The following is a 16,479-nucleotide window of genomic DNA, read 5'->3' as shown; positions in this document are numbered from 1 at the left end:
AAATATAACAGCTAAAGTAACAGATAATAAAATAGGAACCAGTCCTTAGAAGGCTTGCTAAAATACCTTTTCCCAAATTTTACAACCCCTTTACAAGTTTTTTCATAGATTTAATTAATAGAAAAGAGGAAATTACATATATATATCAGCTTTTTTGTCTTAGTTGTTATAGATTATTAGTTCACAAAAAATTCACATTTCTCTTTTACTAGTTATTGAAATGTGTACTTGTTTGATGTACACTTAAAGTGCAAAATAAAAAATAAAGGAGTGTGACAAAACAATGTCAACAACAACAAAAACTAAAAAAGCTTTTCTTGGTGGTCTTTGGGAAACAGAAGTAAACTTAGTAGATTTCATTAAATCTAACTACACAGAATATCGAGGAGATTCTTCTTTCTTAGCTGGACCGACAGAAAATACTAAGGTATTAGTAGAAAAGTTCAACGAATTAATGAAACAAGAACGCCTTGCAGGCGGAACTCTTGATATGGATACATCTATTCCATCAACAATTCTTTCTCACGGAGTAGGCTACATCGATAAGGACCGTGAAAAAATAGTGGGTCTACAAACAGACAAACCACTCAAACGTGCTCTTATGACTTTCGGTGGTATTAATATGGCTGTTGCTTCTTGCAAGGCTTACGGATACGAAGTTGATGAAGAGGTAATAAAAATCTTTACCGACTACCGTAAAACTCATAACCAAGGGGTATTCGATGCTTACACTCCAGAAATGAGAGCAGTTCGTAAATCGGGTGTTATCACTGGCTTGCCAGACGCTTACGGACGCGGTCGTATAATTGGCGACTACCGCCGTGTTGCCCTATACGGTGTAGATAAATTAATCGAATTTAAAAAAGCTGATTTAGCCTCTATCGGTGCAGACGGAATTATGACTGAACACATTATCCGTGACCGTGAAGAAGTAAACGAACAAATCAGAGCCTTGGGTCAATTAAAAGAAATGGCTAAAATTTACGGATTTGATATTTCCGAACCAGCTAAAGATGCTCGTGAAGCAGTTCAATGGCTATACTTCGGTTACCTAGCAGCAATCAAACAACAAAATGGTGCTGCCATGTCAATCGGTAACATTGCTACCTTCTTAGACATCTACATTGAAAGAGACCTACAAGACGGTACTCTTACAGAAGACGAAGCCCAAGAATTAATCGACCACTTAGTCTTGAAATTACGTTGCGTTAAATTCGCTCGTACACCCGACTACAACCAACTATTCTCTGGAGACCCAATCTGGGCAACTTTAATCGTTGGTGAAATGCTAGATAAAGAAAAATCACTAGTAACAAAAACAGACTTCCGTTTTATCCACACACTAGACAACATGGGTAACTCACCAGAGCCCAACTTAACAATTCTTTGGTCAACAAAATTACCTCGTGGATTTAAAGAATTCTGTGCCGAATCATCAATCAACCACAGTGCCATCCAATACGAAAGTGATGAATTATTAGCAGACTTCTTACAGACTTGTGATAAGTCAATAGCTTGCTGTGTATCTGGTATGACTACTGGTAAAGATATGCAATTCTTCGGAGCCCGTGCTAACTTAGCAAAAGCCTTACTATACACTATCAACGGTGGACGTGATGAAATCTCTGGAGCACAGGTTGGTCCAAAAACTGAACCAATCCGTGGTGAACTTAAATACGAAGAAGTTATGGAAAAATTTGATGTCTTTATGGAATGGTTATGTAAACTATACATCAATACATTAAACGTTATCCACTACATGCACGATAAATATTCTTACGAATCATTAGAAATGGCCCTACACGATACAGATGTAAGAAGATTTATGGCAACTGGTATCGCTGGCTTCTCAGTAGCAGTCGACTCATTATCAGCTATTAAATATGCTAAAGTTACACCAATCGTAGACGAAGAAACAGGCTTAGCCGTAGACTACAAAGTTGAAGGTGAATTCCCTACATTTGGTAACGACGATGATCGTGTAGATGCAATCGCAGTTGAATTATTAAAAGAATTCATGACAAAACTTAAAAAACATCCAGTTTACCGTGCAAATGAAACTACAACTTCAATTTTAACAATTACTTCAAACGTAGTTTACGGTAAGAAAACAGGTAATACTCCTGACGGACGTCGTGCTGGAGAACCATTCTCACCAGGAGCTAACCCAATGAACGGACGTGACCAATCTGGAGCCTTAGCTTGCTTAAACTCAGTAGCTAAATTACCATATGAATACAGCCGTGATGGAATTTCACTAACTGCCGCCTTTACACCAAATTCACTAGGTAAAAACCACGAAGACAGAATTACCAACCTAGTAGCAATGATGGACGGCTACTTCTTACAAGGGGGATATCACTTAAATACTAACGTATTTAACAAGGAAACCCTGCTTAAAGTTATCGAAGCACCAGAAGAATATCCAAACTTCACAATCCGTGTATCAGGCTATGCAGTGCGTCTAATCAGCTTAACACCAGAACAACAACGTGATGTATTAAGCCGTACAATGCACCAATTCCGCTAATTAATTATTGAAAAATTAAGGAAGGCTATTAAATCGAGCCTTCCTTTTTAAATAAATTTTTATTAGACATGTGAATTTTAGTTAATTATCTTAGTAAAAACTTATTTAAAATATAATTAATGCATGAGGAGGCTAATTTATGACACTTACAGAAAGGACAGAAATAAAAGAGTTAACAGGTCTGGTCCATTCCATAGAATCATTTGGTAATGTTGACGGCCCTGGTATAAGATTTGTAATATTTTTTCAAGGCTGCATGTTACGCTGTAAATATTGCCACAATCCCGACACTTGGAAATTACATAATGACAAGGCAACTAAATATACAGTAAAGGACTTAGTAAAAAAAATAGTTAGGTATCGCCCCTTTTTTGAAGCTAGTGAAGGTGGCGGAGTTACGGTAAGTGGTGGCGAATCTCTACTACAATTAGACTTTATTTTAGAATTATTTAGAGAATTAAAAGCAATAGGTATAAATACTTGTGTTGATACCTGTGGGGGATTTTATGTGAATGCAGCTTCCATGAATAAAAAAATATTAGAACTCATATCTCTTACAGACTTATTTTTAATGGATTTAAAACATATAGATGATGAAGTCCATACTAGATTAACCAAGAGAACCAATAAAAATATTATTCAGTTTACTAATTTTCTAAGTGATAATGGGGCAAAAATGTGGATAAGGCACGTACTAGTTCCTGAGTGGACAGACTTTGATGACGACTTGCAAAAGCTTAGAGATTATATAGATACGCTAAAGGGGGTAGAACGTGTCGAGGTATTACCCTATCACGATATGGCCAAGTACAAATATAAGGAACTAGGAATTGTATATGAGATAGACCACATCGAGCCACCTAGCCAGGATAGAATAGAGAATGCAATTAAAATTTTGGGTGCAAGATATGATTTAAAATAAAATATTTTAGCAAGCTACTTTATAAAAAAATAGTTAGTGAAAATTTCACTAACTATTTTTTTATTACTATTGTTGTTGTCTTGGTTGGATTTTTCCTGCAAGCATATTTGAGATGTAATTTTTAAGGTCTTCAGTGTTTCCTTTTACGTCATACTCTTCAAATAATTTTTTAAGTGCGTCCGTATAAACTTTTGAATCTGCTGAAATTGTTGCAACAGCAAGTTTTTCAACTAATTCAGATTTCATTTCCTCGTAGGTTAATTCTTTTGTATCTAGAACTTTAATAATGTGATAACCGAATGATGTTTTAACTACATCTGAAACCTCTCCTTTTTTAAGTGAGTAGGCAACATTTGCAAATTCAGTTACGAATGATGTGCTAGATTTAGAAGACCAACCAAGCTCTCCGCCTTTTGCGGCACTTGCCGTGTCTGTAGAATTTTCCTTTGCAAGTGTTGCAAAGTCTTCTCCAGCATTTATTTTAGCCTTTATTTCATCAGCTTTTGCTTTTGCTTCTTCATCGCTTAAACCGTTAGGAGCTGTTTCGCTTTTTACAGCAATAAGTATGTGAGCAATATTGTATTGTAATTTTTCTTTTTCGTATTCAGCTTTTATTTGGTCTTCGGTTACGGCTTTGAAGTCGTTAATCATATAAGCTTGGGCAAGGCTGAAATTTATTTCTTCCTTATATTTGTCAAGTGTGTAGCCTTGTTGTTTTAGGTATTCTTCAAATTTTTCTTTGCCACCGTATTGGGCTTGGATAGCGGCTACTTTTTTCTCTACATAAGACTTATCTAGCTTACCCCTATATTTTTCTAGTAATATTTTTTTTGTAGCAAGGCTAGTAGCGGCCTTAGATACTTGTTGACCGCCTATATAGTCAATTACATCTTTTTGGTTTACGTTACCAGCTTTTGTTGTAACGTATGTGTCTCCACCACCAGCTGAACAAGCAGTAAGACCAAGTAGGGACACCGATAGTGCTACTGGCAATATTACCTTTTTTAAGTTTTTCATTTTTTAAGTTTCCTCCTAAATTTAACTACATCTAAATATAACATATTTCATTAGTAAAGACAATAAAAAGTTATAATATGGGTGATATTAATTGAGCTATGGCTTCTTTCATTTTAATTGCTATACTGCGATTTTTATACTTTTCCTTTGTTAGCAGTTTTGATTTTTCCATGTCTTGTAAAAATAAATTTTTAAATTCTTTTGTTGTTTTCTTGTCAAAAATAAAACTATTAATTTCAAAGTTTAATCTAAAACTTCTGTTGTCAAAATTGGCGCTGCCCACACTGGTTACTTCGTCGTCAATTATTATTGATTTGGCATGTAAAAATCCGTCGGCATATTCGTAAATCCTAGCACCAATTTTTGCTAATTTTCCGACATGGGCATAGTTAGCCCAGTGAACGAACATGTGGTCGGGTTTTTCTGGTATCATTATTCTAACATCTATACCCGACAAAATAGCCATGGTTAGGGCGTCCATCATACTTTCATCTGGAATAAAGTAGGGGGACTGAATATAAATATATTTTTCTGCCCGATTTATCATGTGCAAATAGCCGTACTTAATTTGGTCTAGCTGGTCATCGGGTCCGCTGGTAACTATCTGCATGGCAACAGTCTTGTCTAATTTTTCATACTCAACAATCTTATAGTCATCAAGATTAAGATATTCATGTTTTTCATTTTTTAAAACTTGGGAGTTCCAGTCATCGATAAATCTTAAATTTAAAGATGAAACAGCCTGACCCACAATTCTAAGATGCCTATCCCGCCAATTACCAAATTTTTTGTCCCGTCCCAAATACTCATCTCCCACGTTAAAGCCCCCAGTATAACCAACTTTTCCGTCAATAACAACTATTTTTCTGTGGTTGCGATAGTTCATACGAAAATTTATTAGGGAGAAATTAGCCTTGAAAAAACTTTTTGTTTTTGCGCCTGCGTCTATTAATTTTTTAAGGGTGTATTTGTTTAAGGTTCTAGAACCTATATCGTCATAAAGAATATAAACCTTGACGCCCTCATTTAATTTTTTTATGAGTAGGTTAAATAATTCTTTGCCTATCTTATCTTTTTTCAAAATGTAGTATTGAATGTGGATATATTTTTTAGCATTTTCAATATCTTCGAATAATAATTTAAATTTTTCTTTTCCATTTGAAATTATTCTTATTTCATTATTGGTTGATAAAAAGGCCTGGTCTGATTGGTAATTAAGTTCTATTAAATTTCTGTTATTATAGGTTACAGGGTCGTCTTTTGTAATCTTGTAGGCTTCTTTCCGATTAAATAATTTTTTTTGAAATTCAATTTTTTCTTCTTTTGAATAGGGGAATATTTTTTCCCTATAAATTGGACGCCCCAGTAAAAGGTATAGAATAAATCCCAAGTAGGGGATTAGTAATAAAACTAAAATCCAAGACCAAGAAGAAGTGGCTCTTTCAAACTCTAAAAATATAATTGCAAATACAATGGCAATATTTAAGATATAAAAAAATGCTAAGGCGTTAAAACCACTGAAAAAATTAGTGAAGTTAGAAAAATACTCACCAAAACTTATATGTAGTGAATTTACATATGCCATAATGCTACCAACCCTTCCTTAAGTAAACTATAATTGCCTAAGCTACTTACAATTTTATAAAAAATATAGAAATTTAGCAAGTTTTATAATATAATAGTAATTAAGCAAAACAAAGGAGCAGATATGACTACTAATATTTTAGAAGAATTAAAAAATAAATTTGAAAATTTTGCCAGGGAATTAGAAAGTATTGAAGCAGAAAACCTAGATTTAAAAGAGATTGATAGACTAATAGAATTAGTTGAAGAATTGGACAATGAAATAAAGACAATAAAATAATTTTGATGAATTGAAGATTCTAAATGTTTTTTATTAAACTTTTGAATCTTTTTATTTGTAAATAATTGTAAAATTATATTTGAAAAAGGAGAATGCATGGCTAGAAAAATTTTATTAACAATAAAAAAAATAGGAATTAATGGCGAGGGTATCGGCTATTACAAAAAGAAAATAACTTTTGTAAAAGGAGCCTTGCCAAATGAAGTGGTTAATTGTGAAATTGAGGAGGAGACTCCAAAATATATTAGGGCAAAATTATTGAGTATCAAGGAAAAAAGTCCAGACAGGCTTGAGGCTGTGCGTCCTGAATTTTTAGAAAGTGGAGCCTACGGTCTAGTCCATGTAAATTATGCCAAGCAGTTAGACTTTAAGCGTGAAATTGTTATTGATGCCTTTAATAAATACCTAAATATAAAAAATCCAGAAAATATAATTAAGCAAGTCTTACCAAGCCCTAAACAGTATCACTATCGCAATAAAAATCAGTTTCCAGTGGCCATAAATAAAGATGGAAGAGTTGTAGCTGGTCTATACAAAGAGGGAACAAACGAACTTGTGGATATTAAGGATTGTATAGTTCAGCATGAAGACAGTAATAGGATTATAGAAGTCTGTAAAAAATATATAGCAAGATTTAAAATTCCCGTATCAATTTCAAAACGTTTTGAGGGTATAAAATATATTTCAACAAGAGTATCATTTTCCAATGGAGATATGCAGGTAATATTTGTTGCCAATACAAAAAATATTGCTGGTTTAGACAAGTTGGTAAGGGAATTAAAAAGAGAGCGCATTGTTAAAAGTATAGTTTTGAATATAAGAAATGAAAAAAGTCATTTGCTTATGGGAGAAGAAAATATAGTTCTTTACGGTCAAGACCACATCACAGAAAAAATAGGAGATATTGAATATAAACTGTCGGCTAATTCTTTCTTCCAATTAAATCCACTGCAAACTAAAAATCTTTATGACAAGGTAGTAGAATTTGCTGATTTGAAGAAAAATGAACTGGTCTTAGACGCTTTTTGTGGTGTAGGAAGTATAGGACAGTATGTGAGTAAATATTGCAAGGAAGTTTACGGCATAGATATAGTAGAAGAAGCCATAAAAAATGCCAAAGAAAATGCAGAATTAAATAATTTAAAAAACTGTTATTACGAGCTAGGTCATGTTGGCAAAGTTATGCCAAAATTGAAAAAAGAAGGTCATAAATTTGATGTAGCTATTGTAGACCCACCCAGAGCGGGGCTGGGTAATTTAGCCAAATATTTATTGACTGCAAATGCCAAGCGTATAGTTTATGTGAGCTGCAATCCATCGACACTGGCAAAAGATTTAAAAATATTGCTGAAAAAATACAAGTTGGAAAAAGTTCAACCTGTGGACATGTTCCCCCAAACAGCGAGTGTTGAAGTAGTAACCTTATTGACTAAAAGAAAGATATAAAAAACCTTATAAAATTTATTTTAAAGACAAGTTAAAATAGCCTACTTGTCTTTTTTATTAGTGGAAAGTCTTAAATTAAAAATGTTTTGAATATTTTTTTAAAGGAAGACCACATAAAAAGCAAGAACTATTAAAATAAATTATAAAATAAAAGAAACTTAAAAACATTAGCAATATTTTAATTTAGGCTGAAAATCTTGACAAAATCGGGGGGGGGGGTAGAATATAACTAAAACTACTAAATTTTTATACTATTTAAACGAATAAAATAAATAATTAGAAGAAATAAACATATATTTTGAAAAAATCATAGGAGGATATAATGTATCACAAGAAAAAAGACAGGTTTTCAATACGTAAATTCAAGATAGGAGTAGGTTCAATTTTCCTTGGATCTTTCCTCTTAGTTACGCCACAAGTTTTTGCCAGTGAAAAGGAAAATCCAGATACTCTAACAAGTGTCCAGCCCCTAGAAGAAGCAAGTGGGCCAGAAAATCCAACAAGCCCAAAAGCAGGACAGGCAAGAGCTAAAGAGGATAAGAAAGAGGACAAACAAGAAGACAAGGAAAAAGCAAGCGCCCTGCCAAGTGGGGCAGAAGCCAAGACAGGAGACCAGGCCTTAGAAAAGGGGGAGAGTCTGGAGTCGACTGCAGAAAAAAGCCCAGCCAATTTAGGCTCTGAAAATAAAAAAGCTGAGGCTGGAAAAGCTGAAAATAAAAAAGCTGAAGATAGAGAAGCAAGAGAAGAAAAAACAGAGGAAAAAGCAGAAGAAAAAGAGAGGCACATCACCATTGAAGACTTCAAAAACATGGAGCCTGAAGACTTAAAAAAGCTAACACTTAAAGACTTTGAAGACCTAAAGCCTAGTCAAGAGGTGGTAGACAGCCTATCAGATGAGCAACAAAAGGCTCTGCAAGAATCTGTAGCCTACCAGGAATACAAAAAGGCCAACAAGCCCCTAAAAAGAAGTAGAAGGCAGGCTAGTCCAGCTCCAAATAATAATGTTACGAATATTCGTGGGCATGAGTTTAGAAATAATGCGACTACTCTTCCTCAAGATCGTGAAAAAAGCAAGAAAGAACGTCATGGTTCATTTGTTAATGGGAACTTAGACAATCTTCCTGCCTCCCTGAATAACCTGGTTATGCCCAGTCGAGGAACTGGTAATGCTTATGCCGAAAGAGGTGGACAGGCCAAATATCTTGATATTAAGCCTAGTGATTTGACAGAAGACCAGAGGAATGCATTTGGCTGGAAACCCATAGCCCAAGATGGTTATGTAACTGTTATGGAAAACTACATGCAGTCAGCTTTTGATGGGGTATCGGTAAAACCCAATACAAAATACCTATCTCTTGGAAAATTTGCTGAATATTTTAAAAAACAAAATGCCCGTCGAGAAGTAGGTTATGAGGGATTTTATCAGGATGTTGATGTAAATCCAGGTTCAAAGTTTGTTTTTGGTTTTGAGGTAGCCGACTCAGCAAATTTAGTCATTGGTTCTAGTAATACGAGACATCCAGTACATATTAGTATACATTCTGTGGACGCCATGGGAAATGAGCAGGATGCAATTGTTCAGGATACAAAAATAAATCGTGGTAATCAAATAAAATTTGTTTCTATACCTGATAATGTTAATAAAATACGTATTAAAATGTGGGACGACTACTCTGCGGCTGATTGGACTCATAAGTATTCAACCATGCTAGCACGTAATTTTAGAGTTGTAAACCCTGGGGGAGTAACTACGGACTATGTCCCTACAACCAAGTATGCTGTTTCTGGTGGGGCGGCACATAAGGCGACATTCAACGGCGTAAGTGTTAAAGCCTTTGCCGAAGATGCTCCAACCAGGCTTGAAGGTTGGGTTGTTACGGCACCAAATAGTTCTGGATTAAGCTTTGCCGAAGCTGGTCCAAATAATAATAATAATAATGAGTGGAATTCTTGGACTCTTTCTGGGTCTAAGGGAGTAGCGAAAGGAACTCTTACACATGAAAATCCCAAGACTCTGAAGTTTGCAGTAAGTGTTCCTGATAATATTACGGAAAAGAAAGAGTATGAATTGAAGGGAACTCTAAAATATAAAACTTCAGCTACAGATTTTTCTGGTGTTACAGACGCTATAACTGATGTCGACCTTGACCCGGGTTTATTGGTAGTCCTACCCCAAGCCCTGCCAACTACGACTAAGAAGACCGTAGCAAAAAATGCAAGTCTTGGTAATCCAGAAGATTTTATTAGCAATAGAAGTGCTATCGAAGCAGATTCTATGAACAGGACGATCATAAATTACGCTTGGCAAACAGCCCCTGACACAGCAAATGCTGGCACTAACAAGACGGCTAGGATAGTCGTAACCTATAACTTTCCAGATGGTACTAGTGATACCGTAACTAAAAGTATTACTTATGACGTAACAGATAAGGACGACTTAATAGCAAAGGTAACAGAAGGAGATAATCTTAAAAGTCAAACTAAGTACACTTCAGCACATGAAAGTTTTAGGAATGCCTTCGACCAAGCCCTGCAAAATGCTAAACAAATTAAGGATAAACCAGATGCGAGTCAAACAGAGGTAAATGTGGCGGTAACAGCATTAGAAAATGCCAAAAATGCACTTAATGGTGAGAGCGTAAACACAGCAGTACAAGAGCTAGGACAAGCCCAAACAAATGCAGACACTGAAATAGACGGCAAAGCTGGCCTAGAAGACCAAGACAAACAAAAAGCTAAAGACGCAGTAGCTACGGCAACAAATGCAGCCATACTAGCAGCAGGGGCTGCAACAACAGATGCAGACTTAAACACAGCAAAAACAACAGGAACAGACAAAGTAAATGCAATAAAAGCCCTGGCAGAAAAACAAAACGAAGTCAATGAAGCAATAAACAACAACCCAGACCTAAGACCAGAAGACAAATTAGCAGCAAAAGAAAAAGTAGCAGCCGCAACAGCAGCCGCAATGGATGCAGTAAACAATGCAGCAAACACAAACGAAATAAACGCAGCTAAAACCCTAGGAGAAAACAAGGCAGACGCCCTAAAAGACCTAGCAGACAAACAAGGACAAGCAAATAAAGCAATAGACGGCAGTCAACACGTAGGTCCTGCAGACAAAGACTTAGCTAAACAAGCCATAGCAGCAGCAACAGCAGATGCAATGGGAGCAGTAAACGCAGCAGCAGATACAAACGGCATAAACGCAGCAAAACAAACAGCAACACCAGGAATAGACCTGGCCAAAGCCAAAGCAGCCGCAATAGAAGAAGTAGAACTAGCCAGATCAGACGCCAAAGCAGCAATTGAGCAAAATAACCACCTAAGCCCAGAACAGCAGCAAGCAGCCAAAGACGAAGTAGACCAAGCAGCAACTGATGCAATAAGAGACATCAACGCAGCAACAGACAACAACGGAATAAACACAGCCAAAGCAAGCGGCTTAACAGGAATAGACCTAGCCAAAACAAAAGCAGATGCAATAGATGCAGTAGAGGCAGCAGTAGAAGCAGCACAAGCAGATATAGACGGTGATGATCTCTTAAATACTGATGAAAAAGAACAAGTCCTAAATGCAGTAAAAGCAGAAGCAGCAAGAGTAGTAAATAGCATAAAAGCTCAAACAGACAAAAATAATATACCAGATGTAAAAGATGCAGGAATAGAAGATATTGTACTGAAAAAAGCAAAAGAATTAGCTAAAAAACGTGTAGAAAAAACAGCAGAAAACAAAGAACAAGCAATAAGAACCTCAAAAATGACAGACAGCGAAAAACAAGCTGCATTAAGAGATGTAAGACAAGCTAAACAAGATGCAATAGATGCAATAGATAATACACATACAAACACTGAAGGTGCAGCTAAACAAGCAGGAAAACTAGGTGAAACAAACATAAACAACGTCTCAACAGACTCAAGAGCAAAAACAGATGCTAAAAATGCAATAGATCAAAGTAAAGCTGACAAACTAAGAGATATAGACGGTCCAGGAAACAACCAAACAGCTGAAGAAAAAGCAGCGACAAAAGCAGAAGTAGAAAGACTGGCAAGAGAGGCAAAAGCCAATATCGACGCTGCAACTACAGACAGAGATGTAGAAATTGCTAAAACAAATGGAACAAGAGTTATAGAAGGCGTTCCAACAAACTCAGCTAAAAAAGACACAGCAGTACAAGAGCTAGGACAAGCCCAAACAAATGCAGACACTGAAATAGACGGCAAAGCTGGCCTAGAAGACCAAGACAAACAAAAAGCTAAAGACGCAGTAGCTACGGCAACAAATGCAGCCATACTAGCAGCAGGGGCTGCAACAACAGATGCAGACTTAAACACAGCAAAAACAACAGGAACAGACAAAGTAAATGCAATAAAAGCCCTGGCAGAAAAACAAAACGAAGTCAATGAAGCAATAAACAACAACCCAGACCTAAGACCAGAAGACAAATTAGCAGCAAAAGAAAAAGTAGCAGCCGCAACAGCAGCCGCAATGGATGCAGTAAACAATGCAGCAAACACAAACGAAATAAACGCAGCTAAAACCCTAGGAGAAAACAAGGCAGACGCCCTAAAAGACCTAGCAGACAAACAAGGACAAGCAAATAAAGCAATAGACGGCAGTCAACACGTAGGTCCTGCAGACAAAGACTTAGCTAAACAAGCCATAGCAGCAGCAACAGCAGATGCAATGGGAGCAGTAAACGCAGCAGCAGATACAAACGGCATAAACGCAGCAAAACAAACAGCAACACCAGGAATAGACCTGGCCAAAGCCAAAGCAGCCGCAATAGAAGAAGTAGAACTAGCCAGATCAGACGCCAAAGCAGCAATTGAGCAAAATAACCACCTAAGCCCAGAACAGCAGCAAGCAGCCAAAGACGAAGTAGACCAAGCAGCAACTGATGCAATAAGAGACATCAACGCAGCAACAGACAACAACGGAATAGACACAGCCAAAGCAAGCGGCTTAACAGGAATAGACCTAGCCAAAACAAAAGCAGATGCAATAGATGCAGTAGAGGCAGCAGTAGAAGCAGCACAAGCAGATATAGACGGTGATGATCTCTTAAATACTGATGAAAAAGAACAAGTCCTAAATGCAGTAAAAGCAGAAGCAGCAAGAGTAGTAAATAGCATAAAAGCTCAAACAGACAAAAATAATATACCAGATGTAAAAGATGCAGGAATAGAAGATATTGTACTGAAAAAAGCAAAAGAATTAGCTAAAAAACGTGTAGAAAAAACAGCAGAAAACAAAGAACAAGCAATAAGAACCTCAAAAATGACAGACAGCGAAAAACAAGCTGCATTAAGAGATGTAAGACAAGCTAAACAAGATGCAATAGATGCAATAGATAATACACATACAAACACTGAAGGTGCAGCTAAACAAGCAGGAAAACTAGGTGAAACAAACATAAACAACGTCTCAACAGACTCAAGAGCAAAAACAGATGCTAAAAATGCAATAGATCAAAGTAAAGCTGACAAACTAAGAGATATAGACGGTCCAGGAAACAACCAAACAGCTGAAGAAAAAGCAGCGACAAAAGCAGAAGTAGAAAGACTGGCAAGAGAGGCAAAAGCCAATATCGACGCTGCAACTACAGACAGAGATGTAGAAATTGCTAAAACAAATGGAACAAGAGTTATAGAAGGCGTTCCAACAAACTCAGCTAAAAAAGACACAGCAGTACAAGAGCTAGGACAAGCCCAAACAAATGCAGACACTGAAATAGACGGCAAAGCTGGCCTAGAAGACCAAGACAAACAAAAAGCTAAAGACGCAGTAGCTACGGCAACAAATGCAGCCATACTAGCAGCAGGGGCTGCAACAACAGATGCAGACTTAAACACAGCAAAAACAACAGGAACAGACAAAGTAAATGCAATAAAAGCCCTGGCAGAAAAACAAAACGAAGTCAATGAAGCAATAAACAACAACCCAGACCTAAGACCAGAAGACAAATTAGCAGCAAAAGAAAAAGTAGCAGCCGCAACAGCAGCCGCAATGGATGCAGTAAACAATGCAGCAAACACAAACGAAATAAACGCAGCTAAAACCCTAGGAGAAAACAAGGCAGACGCCCTAAAAGACCTAGCAGACAAACAAGGACAAGCAAATAAAGCAATAGACGGCAGTCAACACGTAGGTCCTGCAGACAAAGACTTAGCTAAACAAGCCATAGCAGCAGCAACAGCAGATGCAATGGGAGCAGTAAACGCAGCAGCAGATACAAACGGCATAAACGCAGCAAAACAAACAGCAACACCAGGAATAGACCTGGCCAAAGCCAAAGCAGCCGCAATAGAAGAAGTAGAACTAGCCAGATCAGACGCCAAAGCAGCAATTGAGCAAAATAACCACCTAAGCCCAGAACAGCAGCAAAGAGCCAAAGACGAAGTAGACCAAGCAGCAACTGATGCAATAAGAGACATCAACGCAGCAACAGACAACAACGGAATAGACACAGCCAAAGCAAGCGGCTTAACAGGAATAGAACTAGCCCAAACAAAAGCAGATGCAATAAGTGAAGTAGAAGCAGAAAAAGCCCAAGCTCACCAAGACATAGACAACACACCAGGCTTAAGCGACAAACAAAAAGCAGACGCCAAAGCAAAAGTAGACGCAGCCGCTAAAGAAGCAGAAGCCAACATCAACGCTGCGCCAGACACAAATGCAATAACACAACCAAAAGAAAATGGTAAAACAAAAGTTGAGCTAGAAAAAGAAAAAGCAGACGCAATAGGTAAAATAGAAGTAGAAAAACAAGCATCAAACGACGCAATAGAAGCTGACAACAACCTAGACAGAGATCAAAAAGACGCAGCAAAAGACAAGATAACAAAAGCTGCTAAAGAAGCAGAAGACAACATCAACGCTGCGCCAGACAAAGACGGAATAACACAACCAAAAGAAAATGGTTTAGAAAAAGTCAAACTAGAAAAGCCAAAGCAGATGCAATAAGTGAAGTAGAAGCAGAAAAAGCCCAAGCTCACCAAGACATAGACAACACACCAGGCTTAAGCGACAAACAAAAAGCAGACGCCAAAGCAAAAGTAGACGCAGCCGCTAAAGAAGCAGAGAAGCCAACATCAACGCTGCGCCAGACACAAATGCAATAACACAACCAAAAGAAAATGGTAAAACAAAAGTTGAGCTAGAAAAAGAAAAAGCAGACGCAATAGGTAAAATAGAAGTAGAAAAACAAGCATCAAACGACGCAATAGAAGCTGACAACAACCTAGACAGAGATCAAAAAGACGCAGCAAAAGACAAGATAACAAAAGCTGCTAAAGAAGCAGAAGACAACATCAACGCTGCGCCAGACAAAGACGGAATAACACAACCAAAAGAAAATGGTTTAGAAAAAGTCAAACTAGAAAAAGCCAAAGCAGATGCAATAAGTGAAGTAGAAGCAGAAAAAGCCCAAGCTCACCAAGACATAGACAACACACCAGGCTTAAGCGACAAACAAAAAGCAGACGCCAAAGCAAAAGTAGACGCAGCCGCAACAGAAGCAGAAAACAACATCAACGCTGCGCCAGACACAAATGCAATAACACAACCAAAAGAAAATGGTAAAACAAAAGTTGAGCTAGAAAAAGAAAAAGCAGACGCAATAGGTAAAATAGAAGTAGAAAAACAAGCATCAAACGACGCAATAGAAGCTGACAACAACCTAGACAGAGATCAAAAAGACGCAGCAAAAGACAAGATAACAAAAGCTGCTAAAGAAGCAGAAGACAACATCAACGCTGCGCCAGACAAAGACGGAATAACACAACCAAAAGAAAATGGTTTAGAAAAAGTCAAACTAGAAAAAGCCAAAGCAGATGCAATAAGTGAAGTAGAAGCAGAAAAAGCCAAAGCTCACCAAGACATAGACAACAAACCAGGCTTAAGCGACAAACAAAAAGCAGACGCCAAAGCAAAAGTAGACGCAGCCGCTAAAGAAGCAGAAGACAACATCAACGGAGCAGCAGACACAGACGCAATAAGACAACCAAAAGAAAATGGTAAAACAAAAGTTGAGCTAGAAAAAGAAAAAGCAGATGCAATAAGCAAAATAGAAGTAGAAAAACAAGCCTCACACGAAGCAATAGAAGCTGACAACAACCTAGACAGAGATCAAAAAGACGCAGCAAAAGACAAGATAACAAAAGCTGCTAAAGAAGCAGAAGACAACATCAACGCTGCGCCAGACAAAGACGGAATAAGACAACCAAAAGAAAATGGTTTAGAAAAAGTCAAACTAGAAAAAGCCAAAGCAGATGCAATAAGTGAAATAGAAGCAGAAAAAGCCAAAGCTCACCAAGACATAGACAACAAACCAGGCTTAAGCGACAAACAAAAAGCAGACGCCAAAGCAAAAGTAGACGCAGCCGCTAAAGAAGCAGAAGACAACATCAACGGAGCAGCAGACACAGACGCAATAAGACAACCAAAAGAAAATGGTTTAGAAAAAGTCAAACTAGAAAAAGCCAAAGCAGATGCAATAAGTGAAATAGAAGCAGAAAAAGCCAAAGCCCACCAAGACATAGACAACAAACCAGGCTTAAGCGACAAACAAAAAGCAGACGCCAAAGCAAAAGTAGACGCAGCCGCTAAAGAAGCAGAAGCTAACATCAACGCTGCAGCAGACACAGAGGCAATAAACGCGGCTAAAGCAACAGGAACAAGTAAGATAGTTGCAATAG

The 16,479-nt window shown here is 37.4% G+C and carries 9 protein-coding genes and 1 pseudogene; 7 read left to right on the top strand and 3 right to left on the bottom strand.

The features are described from left to right. Positions 1–283 precede the first annotated feature (283 nt). Positions 284–2,530, top strand: coding sequence for a formate C-acetyltransferase (pflB, locus tag KMP11_RS06325; RefSeq protein ID WP_216279760.1), 2,247 nt, complete (start codon positions 284–286; stop codon positions 2,528–2,530). A 139-nt stretch (positions 2,531–2,669) separates the two neighbouring features. Beyond that, positions 2,670–3,452 carry a pyruvate formate-lyase-activating protein gene (pflA, locus tag KMP11_RS06320; protein ID WP_216279759.1) on the top strand — a complete coding sequence of 261 codons (783 nt, stop codon included), beginning with the start codon at positions 2,670–2,672 and terminating at the stop codon, positions 3,450–3,452. A 66-nt stretch (positions 3,453–3,518) separates the two neighbouring features. Here pflA and KMP11_RS06315 read toward each other — a convergent pair whose 3' ends face one another. Together KMP11_RS06315 and cls are read right to left on the bottom strand one after the other, a co-directional pair. Beyond that, the gene (locus KMP11_RS06315) at positions 3,519–4,469 is read right to left on the bottom strand and encodes a foldase protein PrsA (protein ID WP_215756530.1); all 951 of its coding nucleotides are present in this window, start codon (positions 4,467–4,469) and stop codon (positions 3,519–3,521) included. Positions 4,470–4,539: 70 nt separating this feature from the next. Then, positions 4,540–6,054, bottom strand: coding sequence for a cardiolipin synthase (gene cls / locus KMP11_RS06310; RefSeq protein ID WP_216279758.1), 1,515 nt, complete (start codon positions 6,052–6,054; stop codon positions 4,540–4,542). A 123-nt stretch (positions 6,055–6,177) separates the two neighbouring features. Between cls and KMP11_RS06305 the strand changes: the two genes are divergently transcribed. From KMP11_RS06305 to KMP11_RS07970, 4 genes are all read left to right on the top strand, one after another. Continuing rightward, complete coding sequence (locus KMP11_RS06305; RefSeq protein WP_215756528.1) at positions 6,178–6,333, top strand: SE1561 family protein; 156 nt, start codon at positions 6,178–6,180, stop codon at positions 6,331–6,333. 96 nt (positions 6,334–6,429) lie between these two features. After that, complete coding sequence (rlmD, locus tag KMP11_RS06300; RefSeq protein ID WP_216279757.1) at positions 6,430–7,779, top strand: 23S rRNA (uracil(1939)-C(5))-methyltransferase RlmD; 1,350 nt, start codon at positions 6,430–6,432, stop codon at positions 7,777–7,779. 322 nt (positions 7,780–8,101) lie between these two features. Then, a complete protein-coding gene (locus tag KMP11_RS06295) occupies positions 8,102–14,746 on the top strand; it encodes a DUF1542 domain-containing protein (protein ID WP_216279756.1) in 6,645 nt (2,214 codons plus the stop codon). Continuing rightward, the gene (locus KMP11_RS07970; protein ID WP_216280194.1) at positions 14,743–14,904 is read left to right on the top strand and encodes a GA module-containing protein; all 162 of its coding nucleotides are present in this window, start codon (positions 14,743–14,745) and stop codon (positions 14,902–14,904) included. Before KMP11_RS06295 ends, KMP11_RS07970 begins: the two co-directional genes overlap by 4 nt. Here the strand turns inward: KMP11_RS07970 and KMP11_RS07745 are convergent. Further along, positions 14,852–15,022: a hypothetical protein gene (locus KMP11_RS07745; protein WP_253195953.1), complete on the bottom strand. Its 171-nt coding sequence runs from the start codon at positions 15,020–15,022 to the stop codon at positions 14,852–14,854. The two genes, KMP11_RS07970 and KMP11_RS07745, sit on opposite strands and share 53 nt — an antisense overlap. On the opposite strand from KMP11_RS07745, the pseudogene KMP11_RS07965 reads away from it, so the two are divergent. After that, a pseudogene (locus KMP11_RS07965) lies at positions 14,964–16,421 on the top strand (DUF1542 domain-containing protein); the annotation flags it as partial. The gene KMP11_RS07745 and the pseudogene KMP11_RS07965 sit on opposite strands and share 59 nt — an antisense overlap. Positions 16,422–16,479 lie beyond the last annotated feature (58 nt).

Source organism: Gemella sp. zg-570 (genome assembly GCF_018866345.1).
GTDB lineage: Bacteria > Bacillota > Bacilli > Staphylococcales > Gemellaceae > Gemelliphila.
This window is presented reverse-complemented; position numbering and strand designations above follow the sequence as displayed.

Bases quoted from the DNA above. Each gene is read 5' to 3' on its own strand.
- pflB (WP_216279760.1), top strand. From the start codon at position 284: ATGTCAACAACAACAAAAACTAAAAAAGCTTTTCTTGGTGGTCTTTGG.
- KMP11_RS06295 (WP_216279756.1), top strand. From the start codon at position 8,102: ATGTATCACAAGAAAAAAGACAGGTTTTCAATACGTAAATTCAAGATA.
- pflA (WP_216279759.1), top strand. From the start codon at position 2,670: ATGACACTTACAGAAAGGACAGAAATAAAAGAGTTAACAGGTCTGGTC.
- cls (WP_216279758.1), bottom strand. From the start codon at position 6,054: ATGGCATATGTAAATTCACTACATATAAGTTTTGGTGAGTATTTTTCT.
- rlmD (WP_216279757.1), top strand. From the start codon at position 6,430: ATGGCTAGAAAAATTTTATTAACAATAAAAAAAATAGGAATTAATGGC.
- KMP11_RS06305 (WP_215756528.1), top strand. From the start codon at position 6,178: ATGACTACTAATATTTTAGAAGAATTAAAAAATAAATTTGAAAATTTT.
- KMP11_RS06315 (WP_215756530.1), bottom strand. From the start codon at position 4,469: ATGAAAAACTTAAAAAAGGTAATATTGCCAGTAGCACTATCGGTGTCC.